This window comes from Acinetobacter sp. ANC 5600 (assembly GCF_002018395.1).
GTDB lineage: Bacteria > Pseudomonadota > Gammaproteobacteria > Pseudomonadales > Moraxellaceae > Acinetobacter > Acinetobacter amyesii.
The window spans coordinates 1-23,381 of the sequence record NZ_MVKW01000006.1; the positions used below are offsets into that span (position 1 = coordinate 1).

26 protein-coding genes, 1 rRNA gene and 1 pseudogene are annotated in these 23,381 nt (G+C 39.0%); 11 read left to right on the top strand and 17 right to left on the bottom strand.

All coding sequences use genetic code 11. The annotated features are described in order from the left end of the window. The 5 genes from B1201_RS12850 to ftsY all read right to left on the bottom strand — a co-directional run. Positions 1 to 77, bottom strand: a 16S ribosomal RNA gene (locus B1201_RS12850); the annotation flags it as partial. A gap of 510 nt (positions 78 to 587) precedes the next feature. Continuing rightward, on the bottom strand, positions 588 to 1,265 hold the full coding sequence (locus tag B1201_RS12855) for a DUF2057 domain-containing protein (RefSeq protein ID WP_078193893.1): 678 nt from the start codon (positions 1,263 to 1,265) through the stop codon (positions 588 to 590). A gap of 182 nt (positions 1,266 to 1,447) precedes the next feature. Further along, positions 1,448 to 2,041, bottom strand: coding sequence for a nitroreductase family protein (locus B1201_RS12860; protein ID WP_078193894.1), 594 nt, complete (start codon positions 2,039 to 2,041; stop codon positions 1,448 to 1,450). Positions 2,042 to 2,256: 215 nt separating this feature from the next. Further along, positions 2,257 to 2,943 carry a nitroreductase family protein gene (locus B1201_RS12865; protein ID WP_078193895.1) on the bottom strand — a complete coding sequence of 229 codons (687 nt, stop codon included), beginning with the start codon at positions 2,941 to 2,943 and terminating at the stop codon, positions 2,257 to 2,259. A 174-nt stretch (positions 2,944 to 3,117) separates the two neighbouring features. Further along, complete coding sequence (ftsY, locus tag B1201_RS12870) at positions 3,118 to 4,224, bottom strand: signal recognition particle-docking protein FtsY (protein ID WP_078188489.1); 1,107 nt, start codon at positions 4,222 to 4,224, stop codon at positions 3,118 to 3,120. Between the two features lie 166 nt (positions 4,225 to 4,390). On the opposite strand from ftsY, the pseudogene B1201_RS12875 reads away from it, so the two are divergent. Both B1201_RS12875 and B1201_RS12880 read left to right on the top strand, forming a co-directional pair. Next, positions 4,391 to 5,791, top strand: a pseudogene (locus B1201_RS12875) (M16 family metallopeptidase); the annotation flags it as partial. A gap of 120 nt (positions 5,792 to 5,911) precedes the next feature. Next, on the top strand, positions 5,912 to 7,483 hold the full coding sequence (locus tag B1201_RS12880; RefSeq protein WP_373684746.1) for a M16 family metallopeptidase: 1,572 nt from the start codon (positions 5,912 to 5,914) through the stop codon (positions 7,481 to 7,483). Here B1201_RS12880 and B1201_RS12885 read toward each other — a convergent pair. Together B1201_RS12885 and B1201_RS12890 are read right to left on the bottom strand one after the other, a co-directional pair. Continuing rightward, positions 7,407 to 7,730: a hypothetical protein gene (locus tag B1201_RS12885; protein ID WP_078193898.1), complete on the bottom strand. Its 324-nt coding sequence runs from the start codon at positions 7,728 to 7,730 to the stop codon at positions 7,407 to 7,409. The genes B1201_RS12880 and B1201_RS12885 overlap by 77 nt on opposite strands. 109 nt (positions 7,731 to 7,839) lie before the next feature. Then, entirely contained in the window at positions 7,840 to 8,199 is a 360-nt protein-coding gene (locus tag B1201_RS12890; RefSeq protein ID WP_078193899.1) for a hypothetical protein, read from the bottom strand. Positions 8,200 to 8,420: 221 nt separating this feature from the next. Between B1201_RS12890 and B1201_RS12895 the strand changes: the two genes are divergently transcribed. From B1201_RS12895 to B1201_RS12910, 4 genes are all read left to right on the top strand, one after another. After that, positions 8,421 to 8,654, top strand: a complete 234-nt coding sequence (locus B1201_RS12895) for a hypothetical protein (RefSeq protein ID WP_078188494.1) — start codon at positions 8,421 to 8,423, stop codon at positions 8,652 to 8,654. A gap of 139 nt (positions 8,655 to 8,793) precedes the next feature. Then, entirely contained in the window at positions 8,794 to 9,171 is a 378-nt protein-coding gene (locus B1201_RS12900) for a DUF2750 domain-containing protein (RefSeq protein ID WP_078193900.1), read from the top strand. A 106-nt stretch (positions 9,172 to 9,277) separates the two neighbouring features. Then, the gene (locus tag B1201_RS12905; protein WP_078193901.1) at positions 9,278 to 9,709 is read left to right on the top strand and encodes a CBS domain-containing protein; all 432 of its coding nucleotides are present in this window, start codon (positions 9,278 to 9,280) and stop codon (positions 9,707 to 9,709) included. Positions 9,710 to 9,831: 122 nt separating this feature from the next. Continuing rightward, positions 9,832 to 10,182 carry a hypothetical protein gene (locus B1201_RS12910; protein WP_078193902.1) on the top strand — a complete coding sequence of 117 codons (351 nt, stop codon included), beginning with the start codon at positions 9,832 to 9,834 and terminating at the stop codon, positions 10,180 to 10,182. A gap of 9 nt (positions 10,183 to 10,191) precedes the next feature. On the opposite strand, the gene trpB is transcribed toward B1201_RS12910, so the two are convergent. The 10 genes from trpB to B1201_RS12960 form a co-directional block, all read right to left on the bottom strand. Then, positions 10,192 to 11,400: a tryptophan synthase subunit beta gene (trpB, locus tag B1201_RS12915; protein ID WP_078193903.1), complete on the bottom strand. Its 1,209-nt coding sequence runs from the start codon at positions 11,398 to 11,400 to the stop codon at positions 10,192 to 10,194. A 131-nt stretch (positions 11,401 to 11,531) separates the two neighbouring features. Continuing rightward, positions 11,532 to 12,719 carry a vWA domain-containing protein gene (locus B1201_RS12920; protein ID WP_078193904.1) on the bottom strand — a complete coding sequence of 396 codons (1,188 nt, stop codon included), beginning with the start codon at positions 12,717 to 12,719 and terminating at the stop codon, positions 11,532 to 11,534. Positions 12,720 to 12,921: 202 nt separating this feature from the next. Beyond that, the gene (locus B1201_RS12925; RefSeq protein ID WP_078193905.1) at positions 12,922 to 13,374 is read right to left on the bottom strand and encodes a hypothetical protein; all 453 of its coding nucleotides are present in this window, start codon (positions 13,372 to 13,374) and stop codon (positions 12,922 to 12,924) included. Positions 13,375 to 13,453: 79 nt separating this feature from the next. Further along, positions 13,454 to 14,305, bottom strand: a complete 852-nt coding sequence (locus tag B1201_RS12930) for an AAA family ATPase (protein ID WP_078193906.1) — start codon at positions 14,303 to 14,305, stop codon at positions 13,454 to 13,456. A 21-nt stretch (positions 14,306 to 14,326) separates the two neighbouring features. Beyond that, positions 14,327 to 14,710, bottom strand: a complete 384-nt coding sequence (locus B1201_RS12935) for a hypothetical protein (RefSeq protein ID WP_078193907.1) — start codon at positions 14,708 to 14,710, stop codon at positions 14,327 to 14,329. A gap of 21 nt (positions 14,711 to 14,731) precedes the next feature. Then, a complete protein-coding gene (locus B1201_RS12940) occupies positions 14,732 to 15,040 on the bottom strand; it encodes a YcgL domain-containing protein (RefSeq protein ID WP_078194000.1) in 309 nt (102 codons plus the stop codon). Positions 15,041 to 15,164: 124 nt separating this feature from the next. Then, entirely contained in the window at positions 15,165 to 16,307 is a 1,143-nt protein-coding gene (locus B1201_RS12945) for a ribonuclease D (protein ID WP_078193908.1), read from the bottom strand. A 201-nt stretch (positions 16,308 to 16,508) separates the two neighbouring features. After that, entirely contained in the window at positions 16,509 to 17,105 is a 597-nt protein-coding gene (gene recR / locus B1201_RS12950; protein ID WP_078188505.1) for a recombination mediator RecR, read from the bottom strand. A 12-nt stretch (positions 17,106 to 17,117) separates the two neighbouring features. Beyond that, on the bottom strand, positions 17,118 to 17,447 hold the full coding sequence (locus tag B1201_RS12955; RefSeq protein WP_078188506.1) for a YbaB/EbfC family nucleoid-associated protein: 330 nt from the start codon (positions 17,445 to 17,447) through the stop codon (positions 17,118 to 17,120). A 32-nt stretch (positions 17,448 to 17,479) separates the two neighbouring features. Further along, entirely contained in the window at positions 17,480 to 18,667 is a 1,188-nt protein-coding gene (locus B1201_RS12960; protein WP_078193909.1) for an O-succinylhomoserine sulfhydrylase, read from the bottom strand. A gap of 142 nt (positions 18,668 to 18,809) precedes the next feature. Between B1201_RS12960 and B1201_RS12965 the strand changes: the two genes are divergently transcribed. The 5 genes from B1201_RS12965 to B1201_RS12985 all read left to right on the top strand — a co-directional run bounded on the left by B1201_RS12965 (position 18,810) and on the right by B1201_RS12985 (position 22,990). Further along, on the top strand, positions 18,810 to 19,904 hold the full coding sequence (locus B1201_RS12965) for an alpha/beta fold hydrolase (RefSeq protein WP_078193910.1): 1,095 nt from the start codon (positions 18,810 to 18,812) through the stop codon (positions 19,902 to 19,904). 18 nt (positions 19,905 to 19,922) lie between these two features. Beyond that, complete coding sequence (locus tag B1201_RS12970) at positions 19,923 to 20,795, top strand: NAD(P)-dependent oxidoreductase (protein WP_078193911.1); 873 nt, start codon at positions 19,923 to 19,925, stop codon at positions 20,793 to 20,795. Between the two features lie 88 nt (positions 20,796 to 20,883). Further along, on the top strand, positions 20,884 to 21,153 hold the full coding sequence (locus B1201_RS12975) for a YARHG domain-containing protein (protein WP_078188510.1): 270 nt from the start codon (positions 20,884 to 20,886) through the stop codon (positions 21,151 to 21,153). Between the two features lie 31 nt (positions 21,154 to 21,184). Next, the gene (locus tag B1201_RS12980; RefSeq protein ID WP_078188511.1) at positions 21,185 to 21,598 is read left to right on the top strand and encodes an HIT family protein; all 414 of its coding nucleotides are present in this window, start codon (positions 21,185 to 21,187) and stop codon (positions 21,596 to 21,598) included. Positions 21,599 to 21,910: 312 nt separating this feature from the next. Continuing rightward, entirely contained in the window at positions 21,911 to 22,990 is a 1,080-nt protein-coding gene (locus B1201_RS12985) for a porin (RefSeq protein WP_078193912.1), read from the top strand. Positions 22,991 to 23,381: the final 391 nt, after the last annotated feature.

Consider the following 23,381-nt stretch of genomic DNA (forward strand, 5'->3'; position numbering starts at 1 on the left):
ACCTATTCCCGCTCGACTTGCATGTGTTAAGCCTGCCGCCAGCGTTCAATCTGAGCCATGATCAAACTCTTCAGTTTAAAATCAATAGTACATATAGTGTACCAATCTTGGCTCATCAATTACTGACAAAAATTTGCTCAAATAAACTTCGAGTAATTTCTACCATCAATCAATGAAAATAATTTCGATCGATCAATCAGTAAAAATCCACACAAGTTGTTCTTCATAATCTCTTAATGATTTTCTTAATACTTCGTCAGCAAATAAGAAAACAACATCAAACAACTAAAAACCTTACGTTTATCGCTGTCTGCGTTGGTATGCAGCGTATTCTATAGAGTTTCAAAACAAACACAAGCCCCTATCATAGAAATTTCTATAATATTTTGCTTGAGTGTATATTTTTTAAACTAAAAGCAATCTATTGCTTATTTAAAGATCAATATATCCTTATATTTTGCTTTATGAAAGACGAATTTTATAATTCTTGGTGATTTTTATATTCTTCAATCTAAAAAGCCCGTAATTCAACGGACTTTTCGAATATCACGGATTTTAAGAAAACTAATGAAGTTACAAAAGTGACTTTAGTTTGCTTGCTCAGCCAACCAACTCATAAATTTTTGTCGTTCAGCTTTACTAGCCTTCTGCCAAAGCTGAATTAATTGTTGATCTGCCCCATTTTGATGAACAGCTATATTTTTTGGAGCGACCACAGGAGCTGCCACGTTAGTTGGTTTTACATTTAAGGATTGTGCATAAACAGGTGCCGGTTGATTTTCTGGTACAGCTTCTTTCTTCGTAAAATCTACAGCATTACCTAAAACACCATTGGAGAAAATCGATTTTTGTTCTTTCTTCGCCCCAGCTTGCTGCACAAGTAATTGATTAGATCTGTCATACAAACCAAATATCGGTTGGTCTTTATATTTTTGCGCAGCATCAAAATCTTTTGGTGCATTGACTAGACCCAAACGATACTCTTGACCATCAATCAGTGCTGGAGTACGAATAGCGGCCACACCTGACTTTAAAATATCGTGAGAATTATCAGCATGTTGAAAAAATTCACTATAACGTACCGTTAATAGGTTTTCACCTGCATCTAGCTTATACTTCTCCGTAGATCGAAATAAACCACCAGTAACTTCTTGATCATTAACTGCAACTATTTTAATTTCTTCCGGAACAGTCAAAGTTACAGCTGCAAATCCGGCACTACTTAACATCAGCGCTGCAGCAGCAACAGTTAATCTTAAAGTCATCATTATCACTCTTTATCAATTATTTAGTTTCGAATGCACTATGCAATGCATATGTGACAATCTTATGACATCTAACAATCACTGTATATTTTGTTTCAAGACATTATTTTGATATTCATTCAAGAATTTTGCATATAAAAAAAGGATGCTCAAAGCATCCTTTTTAATTCATCACACCATCATTACTTGAATGTTTTGAATCGTTCTTCATCTGAAATAAAGGTTTTTTCACCTGCAGGTGCTTCAATCGAACCGAAAACAAGTTGTGCACGTAGTTTCCATTGATCTGGCACATCAAATGCCGCAGCTGTTTCAGCATCAACAATTGGATTGTAATGTTGTAATGACGCACCAATATTTTTTTCAGCCAAAGCAGTCCAAGTAGCAAATTGAGCAATCGCCGTTGAGTGTTCAGACCATACTGGGAAATTATCTGCATAAAGTGCAAATTGTTCTTGGAGAGCTTTTACTACAGCCTGATCTTCATAAAATAATGCTGTACCAAAACCTGCTGCAAAACTATTAATCTTGCCATTAGTTCCTTCAAATGCATCTGCAGGTACAATTTTACGTAAAGTTTCACGTACGATATTCCAGAATTTTTGATGTGCATCACCAAACAGAATAACGACACGAGACGTTTGAGAGTTAAATGATGACGGACTTAAACGTACAGCATTTTTAATGGTTTGCTCAATTTCATCTTGCGATAAACTCACGTTATTACCAATAGAATAGATTGTGCGACGTTGTTCGATTTGATTCAAGAATGACATTACAAGACCTCTTTTTATTTTCAATTAGCTGACTAAGTTGAGATTTATAATAGGTGATGTTTTTAACAGTTGCATGACTATATTTACAACATTGTGTCTTATTTCTAGAACAATCAGTTGCAAGCATCTAAATACCTACAACCCACTTACATTCAGATTTTGGTTTCACTGTCTTTAGTACGGCAGAAATCAAAGCAACATACAGCACATAGAAATTACTCATAAATTCTAAACTGATCTTGATCTTCTAGTTCTAAGCGTTCAGGCGCTTGGCCTTTAATTGAACCAAAGACCAACTGCGCACGTAGCAGCCATTGTTGTGAAATATCAAAGTGTTCGGCAACAGCATAATCAATGTGTGGATTATAGTGCTGTAAACATGCGCCTAGACCTGCATCTGCGATCGAAGTCCATACTGCGAATTGGGCCATGCCAGACGTTTGCTCCGACCACACTGGAAAATCTTCTGCACTTAATGGCACTTTCTTTTGTAATTGTTGAATCACGGCTTGATCTTCATAGAAAAGCACAGTTCCTAGGCCAGCTGCACATTGATCTATTTTGAGCGCCACGCCCTCAAAAATATAACTCGCAACATTCTTGCGTTGTACGTCTTTTACTATGTCCCAAAATTTTTGATGAGATTCACCAAATAAAACCACAATACGTGTGCTTTGCGAATTATATGCAGATGGACAGCTTCTTACGGATTCTTGAATCAGTTCAGCCAAATAAGCCTGACTGTAATGCACCTTCTTTCCAAGCTCGTAGATACTACGACGTTTCTTTAGTTGGTCGACAAATGACGCTTCTACTTCATGTTCGGTAGTTTTCTTTTTTAATTTAAAATCTTTAGTGATATCCGCAGTCAATACATGACCAATTTTATCGAGTAACGCCACCCTAAACACCCCAAAGCAATTTTTATATATAACAATAATTCCTTACTTATTCTAAGGGTATATCAGGCTGAATTTTGACTATGATTTATTCACATGTTGCTTTTTAAATCAATCAGTAAGCTCAAAAACAAAAAACTCCGCATTTTGCGGAGTTTATGTGACATTTAACGCATTTTATTTATCAGTTTCAAATAATGCTGCGACAAATGATTTAGCTGAGAATGGACGTAAGTCATCAATTTTCTCACCTACACCAATAAAACGAATTGGCACATGGGTACGGCTTGCAATATTAAATAACACACCACCTTTCGCAGTACCATCCAGTTTAGTAATGGTTAGACCTGTAAGCCCTACTGCCTCGTCAAACATTTCAACTTGGTTAATAGCATTTTGACCTGTGCCTGCATCTACCACCAACATCACTTCATGTGGAGCTGTAGCGTCAATTTTTTGCATTACACGTTTTACTTTAGACAACTCTTGCATGAGGTGTCCTTTGTTGTGTAAACGACCTGCGGTGTCTGCAATCAGCACGTCTACGCCTTTTGCACGAGCACTTTCAAATGCATCAAAAATAACTGAAGCAGAATCTGCACCATGACCTTGAGCCACAACGGCAATATTATTGCGTTCGCCCCAAATTTGTAATTGTTCTGTGGCTGCTGCACGGAATGTATCACCAGCAGCCAACATTACTTTTTTACCTTCACCTTGTAAGCGTTTCGCTAATTTACCAATCGTGGTGGTTTTACCCACACCATTTACACCAACAACCAAAATCACATACGGATTTTTATTGCTGTCAATATGTAGCGGTTTAACACGTGGTGCAAGTAATGCCACCAGTTCTTCTTGAAGCGCTTTATATAAAGAGTGCGAGTAAATTAAATCGCCACGTTCAGTACGTTCAGTTAAGTTCGCAATAATCGTTTTGGTTGCATCGACACCAATGTCAGCAACCAAAAGTTGCTCTTCAACTTCCTCTAAAAGTTCATCGTCAATTTCCTTCCCACCGATCAGGATATTCACCATGCCGTCTGCCAAGTTCTTACGTGACTTTGCTAGACCTTCTTTCATACGACTAAAGAAGCCGCCTTTCGCCTTCGAGTCTTCAGTTTCTGACTCTGTTTCTTGTAATGGTGCAGCAACTTCTTGCTGTACTTTCGGTGTCTCGATAATCGGCACATTTACCGCAGGTAAACTCGGTAGCGTGACATCGTCATCACCGATATCAGCATCAATCAAAAATTTATTCTGCCCATGAGATTGCTGTTGCATGCCGAATCCTTGAAAAGCACTGCGTTAAAAAAACCGATTCTATCATAAGTTATCTTAAATTGAGTCGATACACGCCCGTCAGAGCGAAGCACACTAAAAAACAACATGTTGAACTTGCAATCAAAATTAACTTTAGGAAAACTAGATAATTATAAAATGCATTTTAATGGATTCCTTTGTGTCCCATAAAAACAGATTTTCTCCTTATTTTTTTAAAACTTTATTTCGCTCTGCGCTTCCTATCTGTGTCATCAGCAGTTGCTTTTGGTCTGCACCCAATCTACATGCAGACACACGTACCCAATTAACACGTAGCACCTTTGAAACCACGCTTAAAAATGGCTTAAAGGTCATTATCCGTGAAGACCACCGTGCGCCGATGGTAATGACCCATATTTGGTACCGTGTGGGTAGTAGTGATGAGTCGGGCAATCTATTAGGGATCTCCCACGCGCTCGAACATATGATGTTTAAAGGAACCACCAAAGTTCCTAATGATGAATTTACACGTCTCAGCCGTATCTATGGCGGCAGCATCAACGCTGCAACCTTTACCAATTACACGAATTATTATCAGTTGTATCCTAAAGCCTACTTCCCTATGGCGCTGGAGCTCGAAGCGGATCGTATGAGTAATTTACGATTGCAACAACAAGATTTCGAGCCTGAAATTAAAGTGGTTATGGAAGAACGCAGACAGCGTACAGATGACAACCCTCGTTCTTTGGCTTATGAACGTTTCAAATGGATTTCTTATCCAACCAGTCATTATCGCCAACCTGTCATTGGACACATGAAAAATCTGCAAAACATCAAATTAGCAGATTTAAAACAATGGTATAAAGATTGGTATACCCCAAACAACGCCATTTTGGTGATTGTCGGTGATGTTGATGCCGAAGCAGCCATTCGTCAAGTTCAAAAATACTTTGGTGATATTCCATCACGTAAAACACCTGATCGTAACGATGTGAGGGAATTTGAACGTGTGGGCTATCGTCATATGGAACTAAATTTACCCGTACAAGTGCCCAATTTGTATATGGCGTGGAATGTACGCTCACTGGCTACCGCAAAAAATCCACAAGATGCTTATGCACTCAATATTATTCGCAATATTTTAGACAGCGGCATCTCATCGCGCCTACAAGACAAACTGGTGCGCGATAGAAAATTACTTACGGCTGTAAGTGTTTCTTATGATCCATACAATCGTGGAGACAGCTTGTTTACCATTTCAGCACTCCCTGCTGATGGCGTCAAAATGGAACAAGCGCAAAAAGCGATACAAGATGAAATCGACACTTTAAAAACAGAATTAGTCAAAACACCAGAAGTTGAACGTATCACCACACGTTTTGTCTCCAATTTAGTCTATAACCAAGATGACATCAGCAGCCAAGCCAAGACGATCGGTAACTTAGAAGTCAATGGGCTCAGTTTCAGGCTAATGGACGAATTACCAAAACTATATGAAAACGTCAGCGCACAGGATATTCAACGTGTCGCCAATGCGTATTTTGTCCGAGAAAATTTAAGCACCATGTATCTATTTCCAGAACAGTCAGAGGTTCCAACAACCTCAAATAAAGCAGATCAAACTACAAAACCAGCTCAAACGGAAGTTGTTATTCCAGAGCAACAAATCAGCTCAACCCAAAACACTGAAAGCGTCTTGTAAGGATTAGTGATGACTATTACGAAAATTTTATCTCTAAGCTTACTCACTGCGTTTGGCTCAATCCTTCATGCAGAAAATTATAAGGAAAATGTTCCCGACCTCAACGATAATCCGAGCCAATTACAATCTATCCCAATGCTGCAAAGTTTAAAGAATTTACAGATTGATAAAGACTACCGTGCTCCGCTTGTTCAAGTGCTGAAAAACCGAAATGGCGTAAATAGCCTGTTTGTTGAGTCACAAGATCTACCCATGGTGGATATTCAACTGACCTTTAATGCAGGTTCTGCTCGTGATGAAGAAGTCGGAAAAGGCTTGTATGGTGTTGCCAACATGGCTGCACGTTTAATCGATGAAGGCACAGAAAAATACAATGCAACGCAAATTGCCTCGGTTTTTGACCAAACAGGTGCTCAATTTAGCGTACAAGCACATCGAGATATGTTTGTCGTTCGGCTACGCGTATTGTCAGACCCTAAAAAATTAGAACCTGCTTTAAGTATGATGATGGATGTGATTAAAAATGCGACTTTTAAAAACTCCAGTCTCAACTTAGCACTCAGCAATAACCAAGCTGGTCAGAAACAACTCCAAGAAAGCCCAAGTCGCTTAATGAATATTCGTTTCTATCGGGCTGTATACGGCACACACCCATATGCAGAACCGATTACTGGAACCAATGGCAGTATCAAAAAAATCACCCCTGACATTTTAAAGAAGTTTCGTAATCAATTTTTAGTTGCTCAAAACATGAATATTGCCATTACAGGCAAACTCAGCAAAAAAGAAGCACAAAACCTTGCAGAACGTATTTCCGGAAACTTAAACCAAGGTGAAAAAGCTAAGGCACTTGCACAACCAGAAGAAAAACAAGGGTTTGATATCATCCATCTTCCCTACAATTCCACCCAAGCCAACGTCATGTTTGGACATTTAGGAACGACACGTGATAACAAAGATCGATTAGCCCTAGAAGTAGCTAATCGAATGTTTGGTGGTGGAGGTTTTAACTCGGTCCTCATGCAAGAGCTTCGCGTTAAACGTGGCTATACTTATGGTGCCTATAGTGCATTTAGCTTTAGCCAAGCACCCGGTATCTTTAGTTTTAGCTATGGAACACGTCAAGATCAGCTGATAGATAGTATTCAAGTGGCACATAAGGCTTTTAATGATTTTGTCAAAATGCCTATTGATCAAAGACAAATGGAAGAAACCAAAGCAGGCATGCTGCGTGCTTTTCCAAATAATTACAGCAGTAATGCAACGATCAATGCACAGCTTGGTCTATTGGGCTTTTATCATCAAGACCCAGATTATTTGACACAGTACCCTAAATTATTGGAAAAAATAACTGTAACTGATGTACAAAATGCGGTTCGTACTTACATGCACCCTGAAAATATGACTGTGATTGTGGTGAGCAAAACCTTAGATAAAAATGAAGTACAGCAGATATTGGAGAAGAATGTACAAGCAGCTCCAACCAAGATAATCCCTACAACTAAAGCTGTTCCTCTGCCAAAGCCGGAAGTTGATGTGCTCGCACAGACTCCATCTGATAAGCATGCATCAATTTAAGATAAGCACCCACACGAATGCGATCTTGCTGTCTCAGCAGCATCGCCATTTCCTGTGTTTCAGGATAACTTTGCTGCAACGCAAGTCGTGACACGTTTTGGTATTGCTGTACAGAAATAGGACGATATAAGGCAATCACAGCCAATACCAAAATCACCACGATCATGACTGAAACAAAGATATTATAAATTTGCTCAAGCTGTATTTTAGATTTGAATTGAATAATTTTTTCTAAATCAATAGTCATACACTACCTCAGGTTCAAAGTAGTGTATGGCTGACGTTCAAGAAGTTCAAGTCACAGCGCTTAAAACTGCATCAGTTCACCTTTTCAGTCTGTGAGTTAGCTAAACAATTTAATGAATAATGGTACGTATCACCGCAAAATAAAGAATTAATGCAATAATCGCCAAAACGATAAATACTGCAAAAATACTCATTCCACCTTCTGCATGCGCTGGATGTAAATCATCATCATCGGCGATTTTGAGTAATTCGCCATTATATGCATTGTAAAATTCTAAGCGCTGTCCCTTATCTAAATCCCGTGTGAAATCATATACACGTTTGCGCTGTGCCAAACCAAAATCCCCCAAATGAATTTCATGATGAAAAATTGCTTCATCAAGATTGCGACGATGTAGATGTGCCAACTCCACAATTTGCGCTAATGTCGGAGGATAATCTAAAGTTAAACCGTCTAAAACTCTTGTCATTTACTTCTCCTTATTATCTACAACTTCTTATGATAGTATTTTACTCACGAAAACAATTGTCCATTGTTTAATCATGTAAACTATAGCAAATTAGAAATATTTACGTGAATAGTTGACAATTCAAGATAATTGTAATATTAGTTTAATAATACTTAGTTAAATTAGTTAATAGGGCTAAAGAATGGGCCCTTAATGATCATAATTAGAATAAGGAGTTAAATATGATTCAACAATTCTCTCAACATGAACTCGAACATGTATACGCAAATGCGGTAAACACAATTCAATCTCAAATGAACTTCAGCGATGCAGTTCATGAATTGGAAGATGCAGCTCGTGCTGGACATGGTAAAGCAGCGTTATTTTTGGCTGAACTTTATTATCAAGGCTTCCGCGTAGAACGTGACTCACTCAAAGCGCAATATTGGCAGAACATGGCCACCTTGCAAGCATAACAAAACGTCACTAAGGTGGCGTTTTTTACACCCTTCAACTTTTAACTACATAAATTCTTACAATCAAGTTCAAAGCTTACACAGCTTTTTCATAAGAATTTCCTACAATAGGAGCAACATCAACAACACGCTGCATATGATGTCTAAATTAAAGCAATATAAACCTATTCCAAAAGATTTATTTTATAAAATTAGTATTTTAAAAACCATGATGTACTGTGGAGTCCTTTGGGGTCTCTACCACCAACAAGGTTGGGCAATGACCAGCGATCAAGATCATATTATCTTCCCGTTTTGGCTAAATGGCATTCAAGCGCATAAATATGCCAAAAAACATTGGCCCAACTACACTCCACGACGTATTACACCACAAGATTTTGAGGCATCGCTATTACCGACATTAACACGCCTTAAAGTCATCCCTGCGTTGCATAGCTCTAGCCACATCCGTCTCAAGCTCACAACCTCGCAAATGCGTTTATTCTTTTTTAACCAAAATAAGATTCAAATGGCATAAAACCCTCAGTGCATGTTTGACCCCAACATGCACTGAAAAGTATTTGCTTTTTTCAATTTTCGCGCTAATTTAAATTAAACAAAAACTACTATAAAGGAATGAAAATATGACTACAGTTGCCCAAGTACTTAAAGACAAAGCTTATCAAGAAATCTACACCATCACTCCAGATGCGACTGTACTCGAAGCCATTTCCCTGATGGCACAAAAAGGCATTGGTGCCCTCGTTGTGACCCATGAAGGCACAGTCGTTGGTATTTTGTCTGAGCGTGACTACACACGTAAAATCGCTCTGATGGAAAGAACTTCTTTCGATACCTCTGTCAGCGAGATTATGACGGGAAGTGTTATCACTGTCACAAGTGCAGCGACTGTCGAAGAATGTTTAGAACTTATGACAGATCGCCATTTACGTCATTTACCTGTGGTTGAGGAACAGAAATTAACCGGCTTAATCTCCATCGGTGACCTTGTAAAAGCAGCAATGGATGATCAACGAAAACTGATCGAACAACTTCAACAATATATTTCAGGCTAAACTCAAAAATCCCCCTTGATAAGCTTTAAGGGGGAATTCTAAATATCAATAATTTTATATAACTCACAGTTTGTAATGACATACACATTACAAATTAATTACTTTTCTCAATTTCCTTTCTTATGTTTGAATCCGCTTTAGATAAATTAGACCAACTAGATGCCATCATTTTAGAATTAGAACGCTTAATGTTATCGATGAAAGACGATGAGCTGCTGCAATACCACCGACGTACGATCAATTTAGAGATTGCATCTTCTATCACAGAAATTTTAGATGCAAAGGCAATTATTTATGCACTACATCCTGAGTTAATTTCAATTTCATCAAGCTTTGACCATATTTTTTATAAAAATTACGTCAAAAAAAATATCCCAGTTAAAAACTGGGATACTTCGAATATAGATCGGACTATACAACTGCAAAAGATTTTTGCATCATCAACAGATGATGAGCAACTTAGTCTTTTTTAATGGCAGTAATTAATTTAAACCTAATTTTTCAGCCACATAGTCTGAGTCTTTATCGCCACGGCCTGAAACGTTAACGACAATCTTCACATCTTTGGCAAGATTTGGCGCTTCACGAATTGCCCAAGCAACCGCATGTGAACTTTCTAGTGCAGGAACAATACCTTCCACACGTGAGAGCGTCATGAAGGCATCTAAACATTCTTGGTCTGTCGCTGTTGTATATTCAACACGACCTAGGTCTTTTAACAAACTATGTTGTGGCCCCACTCCTGGATAGTCCAAACCTGATGCAATTGAATGCACTGGCAAAGGCTCACCCTGTTCATCTTCAAGGACATAACATGCCATGCCATGAATTTGACTTGGCTTACCCAATGTTAACGTCGCAGAGTGCATATTGGTATCTAAGCCATGACCTGCAGGTTCTACACCCACAAGTTTTACATCGGTGTCATTGAGGAATGCTGTAAATGCACCGACAGCATTTGAACCACCGCCCACACATGCAACCACATAGTCAGGATTTGCACCAAATCGATCATTGGCTTGAACTTTAATTTCATCTCCAATAATTGACTGGAAGTCACGAACCATTTTCGGGAATGGATGTGGGCCAACCACTGAACCAATCGCATAAATAAAATTGGTTGGATCTTTTAAATATTCTTCAAAAGCGCTATCTACTGCATCTTTAAGCGTAGCTGTACCACGTGTAACAGAGATAAGGTTGGCACCTAAAATCTTCATTTTCACCACGTTTGGATGTTCTTTTTCAATATCCACTTGCCCCATGTGAATTTCACATGGAATGCCCACTAAGGCACAAGCCGTTGCCAATGCTACACCATGCTGACCTGCGCCAGTTTCTGCAATCACTTTGGTTTTACCCATGTATTTTGCTAATAAGGCTTCGCCAAGGCAGTGGTTAATTTTATGCGCGCCAGTATGGTTGAGGTCTTCACGCTTGAGGTAGATTTGTGCACCACCTAATTTATCAGATAAGCGCTTCGCATAAAACAATGGGCTTGGACGTCCAACATAGTGTGCAAACAACTCTTTCAATTCATTTTGAAATTCTTCGGTATGACGAATTTGCTCATAAGCAACATTAATGTCATCCATTGCCTGTTTTAAATCTGGTGGAATGAACTGCCCACCGTATTTACCGAAGAAACCTTCTTCATTAGGTAATGCGATACCATTAATTTGATGATCCATCATATTTCCTTCATGTTGTATGCAAAACAAAGACTTTTAAATACTATCCAATTTTGAAAATAAGAAACAATGCAAAATTGGAGTAAGTAATATAAACATCATTGATAAGAAAAAGTATCGTTTTTAACGCTTTAGCGCGCTAAATATTTCGTCATATCTTCCACACCTTTTAGGGTCATTGGGAACATATGATCTTCAAAGATGTGTTTTATCGCAGCTATGGTTTGGGTGTAATGCCAATAACTTTCTTCTTCGGGGTTTAACCATGCTGTTTTATCAAAGTGATTGCGTAAGCGCTGTAACCACACCTGACCCGCTTCATCATTCATATACTCCACAGAACCACCTACAGAGTTCAACTCATACGGTGCCATACTTGCATCACCGACCACGATGACGCGGTAATCTCGCCCATAGGTATTGAATAGATCCCAAGTATTCATACGCGTACTTGAACGGCGAATATTATCTTTCCACACATAGTCATATAAACAGTTATGGAAATAGAAATACTCTAAGGTTTTAAATTCAGTTTTAGCCGCGGTAAAGAGCTTCTCACATTGGGCAATATGTGAATCCATCGAGCCCCCAACATCAAACAGCATCAAGACTTTAATGCGGTTACGTCGTTCAGGAACCAACTGCACATCCAAAATTCCTTGTTTGGCTGTTTCACGAATGGTTCCGTCGATATCTAGCTCTTCTGCTGCACCTTGGCGGGCAAATTTACGCAAACGACGCAAAGCCATCTGCATCTGACGACTACCGAGAATCTGCTCATCATCTAGATTTCGGTATTGACGTTGTTCCCAAACTTTCACCGCAGATCGTTTACGACCAGGCCCACCGATACGCACACCTTCAGGATGGTCACCATAGGCACCAAAGGGCGAGGTACCGCCCGTACCGATCATCCGATTACCACCTTGATGCTTTTTATGCTGTTCGCGTAAACGCTCTTCAAGCATTTTCATCAATTCTTCTAATGATCCGGCTTTTTTTAATTCTTCTCGTTGTTCAGGTGTTAGATGTTTTTCGATGAGTTCAAGATCAAACCAATCCTTTGGCAATTTATGCACCTGATTTAATAGTTCATCCAAATCAAAGGTGGCAATACCATCAAAATAGTCTTTCATTGCACGGTCGAACTTATCAAAATAACGCTCATCTTTGACCATAACGGTTTTTGCAAGCTGATAAAATTCATTTTGATCTGCAAAGACCAGCCCTGCTGCCACTGCTTGGTTCAAGTCAATCAATTCACGAGTTGAAACAGGAACACCGTATTTTCGAAGGGTATAAAACAATCGCACAAACATAGGCGAATAAAATCCAATAAAAATTAAATATCAGGAGGTCAAATCCAGTGTGAATGCATGTGATCTTGTTATTTCATCTGCAACTGAGTCTTGCCTTACATCCACCATTATGAAAAATTGATCCCTACAAGTAAAGCCAAAAGCTTTTACTGCGTGTTCATATACGTTGCCCTACTACCCAAAGAAACACATACAGCATGATTTATTCGCAAATCGCATTTCTATTGTTAAGCGATTGTTTAAGAGTTTCATATTTGTGCTGAACATTGAGGCGATCTTGCTGCAACTGTTCAATAGATACGATTTTATGAAAACCTTGATGGTTTCTATAGCGGTTAAAATCGCTTAGGTTCAAGATCACAAAATCATAGTATTTCAGCTCAAGTACAGTTGCAGCACAAGCCTTTTGCTGAATGGCCGTTTGAGCTGCGAGATGATCTGATTGATCGAGGAGTTTTTCTTTAAGTTGATGTTCTGCAAGTTGCGCCCAATACGCATCTTGGAGTAGCTGTTGATGCTGCTGTTCAAACTGAGCATCATCCATTGCATAACTAAAAACAGGGAGATAAAAGCTCGCAGCCAACAAAAGCACAGTTGGCTTTAATCTCTTAGGTACAGCTATGTGTACTTGAGATAAGTATGCGCTTGTCTGCATAATTCACCCTTATATTTTTTAATACTCAAAATAAAAGCCGGATAACCGGCTTTTAAATCTTTTAAAGAATTGATATCAATTAACGACGTGACATAAATGCTAGACGCTCAAGCAATTGAACATCTTGTTCGTTCTTAATCAAGGCACCATAAAGCGGTGGAATTGATTTTGATTTATCTGTGTTGCGTAAAATATCTTCTGGCATATCATCCGCCATCAGCAAACTCAACCAATCAATCAACTCAGAGGTTGAAGGCGGTTTCTTTAAACCCGGAATTTGACGTAATTTAAAGAAGATTTGTAGTGCTTCAGAGACCAAGGTATTTGAAATATTTTCAAAATGTACATCGATGATTTCACGCATGGTTGCTTCGTCAGGGAATTCAATATAATGAAAGAAACAGCGACGCAAGAAGGCATCTGGAAGTTCTTTTTCATTATTTGAAGTAATGATCACGATTGGACGTTGTGTAGCCGTAATTGTCTCACCCGTCTCATACACAAAGAAGGACATTTTATCGAGTTCATGCAGCAAATCATTAGGGAATTCGATATCTGCTTTATCAATTTCATCGATTAAAAGTACACAACGTTCTTCACTAGTGAATGCTTCCCAAAGCTTACCCGGCTTAATATAGTTTTTGATGTCATAAACACGGTCATCGCCCAACTGACTATCACGCAGACGAGATACGGCGTCGTACTCGTACAAACCTTGTTGAGCCTTGGTCGTCGATTTGATATGCCACGTAATGAGCTTAAGCCCTAAGCTTTCAGCGACTTGTTCGGCTAAAAGAGTTTTACCTGTCCCCGGCTCACCTTTAACCAAAAGTGGCTTTTGCAATGAACGTGCAGCTTTTACTGCAAGTTTTAAGCTATCGGTCGCAATATATTGATCTGTACCAGTAAATTGTTGATTTTCAACAGACATGACATAACCTTATTTTTTTATTTAAAGCGGTGAAATTTTCTTGTTAACAACGTGCTGTGGTTTCGCTGCATTGTATTTGGTCCAAAAATAACCAAGGACTAAACCAATACCCACCACAAAGAGAATCAGCGATAGATTCAACCAAACCAATGGCTGATCTTTTGTTAATACACCAAAAATCAAACCAAAAATCGCAGGTGCGATCGCTGCATTTGAACCTTCAGAAACGGTTGGTGTTAATAAAATAGCAAATACGATAAGCCAACCAATGGCACCGATCGTTTTGGGTAAGCGCTTCATCAGCCCATACCAACACAACAAAGCAATTACAGCCCCACCTAGGTAAACCGTAATTGCAATACTGCTTTCAGGAATTGAGTCCAATACCGATACTACACCATTCATTTTCACAACTCCTGAATTAACTTAAGCGCCGCGCAAGCCTTCTGGCTCAACTGCATTTGGGTCAATTAAACCTTCTGGAGGCATTTGAATAAAGAACCCTTTTGTTTCAATTGAATCTATGACATGCAATACGTTTACACGTGCAAGTTTGCGTGATTCACTGAGTTCTAGATCCATGACAAATGTGGCACGACCAAATGCTGTACGTAAAGCATCAGGCATTACTGCAAGTGGATCTGTCACTTCAGTTTCGTTTTCATTAACTTCAGGACGAGCAATATAAAGATACATTTCATCTTTTTTGCTCGATTTGTAGATAGAACAGTACATAATTGAATCAATACTCATTAAACGCAAGGCAAAGGATACATCAAAAAAAAGACTGATACATTAGTGTTTATTAACGCATCAGTCGTGAATTTGTATAAGTGATAGTTCTTTAATCAATCAGAACTTATTCCATCACTTTCATTTGACCAGAAAGATAGCTTTCATCGGCATGCAGCACTTCAATTAAAGGCTTCGTCAGCAAATCATAGCGCCAACCCAATAGGTAGCTCGGTAAATCCTGTTCATCATTATGAAAAACCACATGCTGATACAAAGCATTTAACCATTTTTTGCGCATTAAAACTTCTTTAGGCACAGAGGTTTCTTGTACTGCACGCTGAATAACGGTATCGACACGTGAACCAATATCCTGAGAAGAGTGACGAATTGGACGTGCCATACGCAGCGGCCATTCAGCTTGTTCAGGTAAAAACTTCAACAAATCTAAAATAATTTTACCATGCTCACGCACAATGTTCGGCCGAATGTCTTTCACCGCGCTCAATTGAAAATTATTTTTTGGATTTTTTTCAACCATATCAATGATAGTTGAGTTTTTAAGAATAAAGCTACGTGGCTGATTTAAGGCTTTCACCATTTGCTCACGCCAAACGGCCAATTGCTGAATTTGCATGAGCTGTCGACGTGAATGTCGATAATTACCAATATCGTGATACAGCATATGGATCGGCGTTTCAGTGCCAATTTCATAAGTTAAATTTTTGCAGTCCTCAAGCACACAATTTAATAAACTTTTCGCAACCAATTCATTCTGAATCGTATGGCTTAAATTCATTAAATAATGTACATCATTCGCTGCATAGTTCAATTGCTCGGCACTGAGTGGACGAGCCAACCAATCTGAACGTGTCTGATCTTTATCTATATCTACATCGAGCATAGTTTTTAAGGCATTTTGATAGCTGACTTGTAAGCCATACCCTAAAAATGACATCCCAACTTGGGTATCAAAGACATTTTCTAAAGACTTATGCTGTGCATAGTGATAAATCAGGTCGATATCTTCACTACAAGCATGAAAAATGTTTTGCTGAGCCGCAAATAATTTTTGCCAGAATTGGGTTAAATCGAGAGTTGTACCATCAAGTAAATACACCTGATTTTGTACATTAATTTGGAAAAGTCCAAGTTTGGGCCACAGGGTATCTACTTTTATAAACTCGGTGTCGAGTCCGTAAATCGAGCTTTGGTCCATAAGATTTAAAACAGAATTTAAATCTGGCTGATTTTGAATGAATTGATACATAAGTTGCTGAGTCTAATTTTAGATGCTCTATGAGCTTATATTAACTGATATATATTATTTATCTATAAGGAAAAACGTTATTTTAGTGACTTATTTCCTTTAATTGGCTTTTTTATTCATTGTAAACAAAAACTTTAATCGTTATTAAGTATAAATAATTAGGTGAAAATTATACAAAGCGAAACGAGTTTCGCTCTATAGTTACTTCATTCGCATTCGGTTATGCACGGCCTGACTTAAGGTATGACTATCCACATATTCAAGCTCACCACCCTGTGGTACTCCCTGTGCAATACGGGTCATTTGTATTGGTAAATGTTTAGTCGCTTCAACCAAATAATGTGCTGTCGCTTGACCTTCAACCGTTGCATTGGTCGCCAAGATCACTTCCTGCACTTTACCATCACTTAGTCGTTGAATTAAATATGGAATACCAATTTCGTCGGGGCCAATACCATCGAGTGGCGACAAATGTCCACCCAATACATGATATTTCCCTCTAAAACTGCCACTTTGCTCGATTGCCATGACATCTGCGGGAGATTCAACCACACAAAGCAGTTGATCATCACGTTCTGACGAGACGCATATGTTGCACACTTCATCTTCAGTCAATGAATGGCAAATGGAACATTCATGAATATAGTTGGTTGCTTCAGTCAAGGCATGTGCCAGACCAACAGCACCCTCCCTATTTTTCATGATTAAGTGCAGTGCCATTCGTTGAGCCGACTTTGGCCCAACGCTTGGCAAAATACGCAATGCCTGTACAAGTTGATCAAAACGATCACTAAACATTTAACGTATTCCTTAGAATAAACCTGAAAGGCCTGGTGGAAGCCCCATACCGGAGTTTGCAGATTTCAGTTTTTCTTCTGAAATCACTTCAGCTTGACGTGAAGCATCATTCATTGCCGCTGCAATTAAATCTTCAATCATATCTGCATCATCTTGAAGTAGTTCAGGATTGATTTCAATACGTTTCACCACATGACGCGCAGTCATAGTAACTTTAACCAGACCACCACCTGCTTCAGCGTGAACTTCAACTTGTGCAAGCTCTTCCTTCGCTTTTTTAATGTTGCTCTCAACTTCTTTTTGCATGCGTTGAGCTTGCTGCATGAGCATATTAATGTTCATAAAAATCTCCGAACAAAACTGATGAATTCACTTTAGATAAGATCTAAACCGCGTGAAAGATCGCGAATAATATCATTAATATCTTCTAAACCAACAGATACGCGAATTAAACCTTCGCTAATCCCTGCTGCTTTTTTCGCTTCTGCAGACATTCTGCCATGAGAAGTCGTTGCAGGATGGGTAATTGTTGATTTTACATCACCCAAGTTACTTGTAATAGAAAGGAACTTGGTATTATCAATCACGGTCCAAGCACCTTCACGTTCGCCTTTCGCAACAAACGATACGACACCGCCAAAGCCTTTTTGTTGCTTTTTCGCCAACTCATGACCTTCGTGATTTGGAAGTCCAGCATAGTACACTTTTTCAACTTTCGGGTGTGAATCTAACCATTCAGCTAAAGTTTGAGCACTTGCACAGTGGGCTTTCATACGTAAGCTTAAAGTTTCTAGCCCTTTCAGGAAGATCCATGCATTGAATGGACTCATCGAGTTACCCAGTGTACGAATAACACCTGTAATCTCTTCCATCAATTTTGCACTACCTACAACAGCACCACCGAGCGCACGACCTTGACCATCAATATATTTTGTTGATGAGTAGATCACGAGGTCCGCACCAAATTTAATCGGTTGCTGTAACACCGGTGTACAGAAAGTATTATCGACTGCAAATAATGCCCCATGCGCATGTGCAATATCAGCAATGGCTTGTAAATCCCCTACTTGAGCTAATGGGTTTGACGGTGTTTCAATAAACAAGAGGCGTGTAGTTGGGCGAATCGCTTGTTTCCAAGCATCTAAATCTTCCAAATCAACGAAAGTAACGTCAACGCCAAATTTGATGACATATTTTTCAAACAGAGAAATGATCGAACCAAAGACAGCACGTGAACACACCACATGATCGCCAGCTTTTAAGTATGCCAAAGTGATCGCGTGTACGCCTGCCATACCCGAACTTGTCGCAACTGCGGCTTCAGCACCATCCAAAACAGCTAAACGTTTTTCGAACGCTTGTACAGTTGGATTGGTATAACGTGAATAGGTATTGCCTTCAATTTGACCTGAAAATTTTGCTGCGGCATCTGCTGCACTTTCACAAACAAATGATGAAGTCAGGAAAATTGGCTCGCTATGTTCACCCTCAAAAGTACGAATATGACCTGTACGAATCGCTAAAGTCTCTAATTGGTATTCGATGTCGTCTTGTTGGCTCATCTGTATTACTCAGTCGCGAAGGACTGCCTTTGTGAAGAATTGCCAATATTTTGAGCGTCTAAGCTATTTAAGGTCAAGGTAAAATACGAAATTATCGCTTAGACTTCAACCAATCCTACAAGGACTTAGGCAATTGACAGTTATGCATCCTTTCAAACAGAAATTTCTGGCGCAGCAAAAGAAAATTAAACACCTGTCTACACGTGTGTTTAATGCAAAATCGCTGGTCCTTTCTCAATCGACACCCTATGAAGTAATTACTGAATATAAACATGCAAAAGTTCGGTATTACGCTTCGCCTGATCGTAAATACAAAGAACCCTTAGTGTTTGTTGCTCCACTGGCCATCAATATGGCGATTTATGATTTGTATCCATATCGCTCATTGGTTAAACATTTTCAACACAGTGGCTTTGATGTCTATTTGCTGGAATGGGGAAAATTAAACTATCAAGATCGTTTCTTAAATTTTCTATCGTTTATTGATGATGTGATTCCACATTGTATTGATCAAATTTGTGAGCATGCTGATAGTCGATACATCTCGCTACACGGTTGGAGTATGGCTGGAGTCTTTGTCACGCTGTATACCGCATTACATCAACCTGAACATGTTAAAAATCTAATGGTGATGGGCGCGCCGATTGATAGCTATGCCTCAGGTCGTATCGGAAAGCTATTTCAAAAAACCAATCGCTTGCTTTCACGTAGTAAGAATTTACAAGATAAGGTCTACACAGGGAAAATTCCTAAACATTTTATCCATACACCGGGCGTACTCAATGCGATTGGATTTAAAATCGTTGATCCAATGGGTTGGTTCAAAAGCCAAAAACAATTTCTATCTAACTTAGATAATCTGCATGACCTGTATGAACATGCAACCATGGGCGATTTTCTCAATCACATGATTGACTATCCGGGTGGCATTAACCAAGACATGGTGTTCAATGTTTGGCTACAAAATCCACTTAAAAACGGCATTATTCAATTGAAAGATAAAGTTATTCAATTAAAAAATATCCACTGCTCTTTGTTGATTGGCGCGGGTTCTACCGATCAAATCGTTACTGCTGATGCAGCAAGTCCTTTAGGCGAATTGACAAGTAGTCAAGATGTCACGTTTACTCTCATTCCCGGTGGTCACCTCGGCCTGATGTCGAGTCAAAAAAGTGCCAATCAATTTTGGCCAACTTTGACCCAGTGGCTTACACAAAGATCCAGTTTATTGAAATAAAAAATTTAGAGGGTAAAGATGATTCAGTCAGTTGCATTTATCGGATTGGGCGCAATGGGTTACCGTATGGCAGCGCACCTACCAAAACAGTTCGACACGGTTTATGTCTGGAATCGAAACTTTACCAAGGCAGAGCAACATGCTGCTGAATTTGGTACGCAAGCGGTTGCATTAGAGCAAGCAGTACAAGCGGACATTATTTTTTCATGCCTACCCATCAGCCAAGATGTTGAAAATTTAATTGCGAGTGTGACGCTGAAATCAGGCTCGATTTGGGTCGACTGTACCAGCGGTGTGCCAGAATCTGCAAAAAAACTCGCTGCAGCCTTAAAGCAACAAAACGTTTCGTTCTTAGACGCCCCTGTGAGTGGACAAACCATTGGCGCTGAAACTGGAACATTAACCGTCATGATTGGTGGTGACGCAGCAGCCTTTGAACGTGCATTACCTGCGATCCAAACATTTGGCAGACTGATTAAACATGTGGGTGAACCGGGTGCGGGTTTTGCTGTGAAAGCTGTAAACAACATGTTAATGGCTGTAAATCTTTGTGCAGTTGCTGAAGGATTCACCACCTTAAAAGCGCATGGCGTAGACTTACATGAAGCACTCGATTGTATTAATGCGTCGAGCGGTAAAAGTAATGTGACTGAAACAATTTTACCGCAACGCGTACTGAATCGTAGCTTCCCATTAACCTTTGCACTTCCATTACTTGCCAAAGATACGGGAATTGCTGTTGATCTGGTACGACAAGCAAAACTTTCAGCCCCTGTGCTCTCTTTGACGCAAAATTTAATCCAAGCAGCAAGCGATCAAGCTGAAGAAAACAGTGATTTTTCAAGCGCTATGATTATGTATGAAAAATGGAGTAAAATTACAATTGAGTAATAACTCGCCATTGAATAACGATAAATAACCATCATATTGTACTCTAGTGTCATAACACACATTGTTACAAATGACAGAGGAAACTCGCATGAACAAATTTACCCTCGCAACTTTGCTAGGTGCTGTAACTTTAATCGGGGCTTCTACTGCTGTTTTAGCATCTGAGCAAGAATGCCAAAAGTTGAAAAATGACCATGACGTGATTTATGCATCGAAAGGTTTTTGCTTTAAAGATCCTGATGCTAAAGCGAAGTTCGGCAATGACAATTGCTACACAACTAAGCCTAAATTTTCAGAAAAAGAGCAACAACGACTTGACGCGATCAAAGATCGTCAGAAAGAATTGAACTGTAAATAATTACGATTCAATTCGCTCAAGGAATTTAGCAATGACTTATGATGATCAAAATATTTTTGCTCGGATTTTACGCGGAGAACTTCCTGCGTTTAAAGTCTATGAAGATGATCAAGTACTCGCTTTTATGGATGTCATGCCACAGGCCGAAGGTCATACGCTCGTAATTCCTAAAACCCCTGCTATTACGCTGCTTGATTTAGATCCAGAAGCGGCTGCTTATACCATTCAGGTTGCTCAAAAAGTTGCGAAAGCAATGGAAAAAGCTTTAGACGTGAAAGGTATCGTATTGATGCAGTTGTCTGGCGCTGCTGCGGGTCAAACTGTTCCGCACGTGCATTTCCACCTAATTCCGACTTCAGTGCATGAATTAGGTAAACATGCCGCACAAATGGGCGATATGGAAAAAATTAAAGCCATTGGCGAAAAAATCAAAGCAGCACTTTAAGTTCAATTGAGTTTAAAGTGATGATCAATGGAGCTTCGGCTCCATTTTTTATATCTACACTATTACGCTAACTATTTTTAGCTTTAAACAACTTAATGTTCAATTCAACTATAAACACTTAATACATATTCATTTTTATAAATATAAAAACAATTTAAACCAAAAATCACCTTTCACCGTTTTGAAATATTTCCTTAATAGAACTGTCTTATTTGTAATGAATACTTAGCGCCATTAGATAGCGAAATTACTTCTATCCAAGCTACTGATAAAACATATTGATATGACTGGAAAAGTCTTCTGGAGCTTCAAATGAAAAAAACTCTATGTGCATTAGCAATCGGGGCAACAATTCTTACACCAATGATGGCATCTGCTGCAGATGTAAATATTTATGGCCGTGCACATGTCTCTCTTGACTATCTAGATGATGGTAAAGATTACAACGAAGTTGGTCTTTCTTCTAACGCTTCACGATTAGGCTTCAAAGTAGATCAAAAAATTAATGATGACCTCAACGTATTTGCTCAAATTGAGCAAGAAGTAAACTTTGCAAGCGGTAGCCAAGACAGCAAAGGTGTAGATTTTTCAACACGTGACACATTCGTGGGTTTAAAAAGTTCAACTTATGGTCAAGCACGTGTAGGTCGTTTTGACAGCCCATTTAAAGTCGCACGTAGCCCTGTGAACTTCTTCGGTGACATGGTTGGTGACGTTCGTAACGTAACACGTGTCGGCAACTTAAAATTTGATGAACGTAATGAAAACACCATTGAATATAAATCTCCAAAATTTGGCGGTGGTTTCAATGTATTAGCTGCAATGTCGATGCATTCAGGTACACAAATTGACCGTGAAGCAGATGGCGAAGGCAAAGATGACAACAAAGCCTATGACCTTGCTCTAACTTATAAAGAAGGTCCAATTGATTTTGCAGCAGCATACGAAAAGTATGATGAAAATGCAGCAAACGCAGCAGGTGGCGCAAGTCGAGATGCATTCCGTATTGCCGGTGCATATAAGTTAACTGAAGAATTTAACTTGGGTGCTTTATACCAAATTGCTAAACACGACAACGATACAGCCAACCCAGATGCTCAAGTTTTCGGTGTTGCTGGTGAATATAAAGTAACGCCTAAAACCTCAGTACGCGGTGAATACTTCTACCGTGACGTAGATGCTGATGATGCTAATGCAAGCTTGATCGGTGTAGGTGTAGAACATAAGTTGGATAGCACTTTACGCGTATACGGCAACCTAGCAACTGTGCTTAACGACAAAAACTCTAAACTTAACCCTTGGAAAGAAGGTCGTAGCTTCGGTAACGGTATCGCAGGGATCGGTGATGAAAATGCAACTGCACTTTCTCTTGGTCTGCGTTACGACTTCTAAGCTGCAATATCTCCCCCAAAAGACATACTCCGGTATGTCTTTTTTTTACTCAAATATAGTGTCCCAAGACTAAAATAAGCTAAGTTCATCATGTATCAAATATTTAAAAAGTATTTAAAAAACTTAGTCCAACCTCTTTAACATTAACCATATAGAGATCGTTTAACAGCACTACATCAATAGCCCATTTTTTTAGCAAAACTTAAACATAACAAATAAAAATCTTATTCACTCAATAAGGATTCTCATTATTAATAATGTAACTTTTAGTAAATATAGTAAATTAGTCAGAATTTAAAATATAAATATAAGCGTTTTAGTCGGATTTAAAATAATTAAACACAAGTGTTTTAGTCAAGTATTTAAAATAAAAAAATTAGTTTATTTTTTA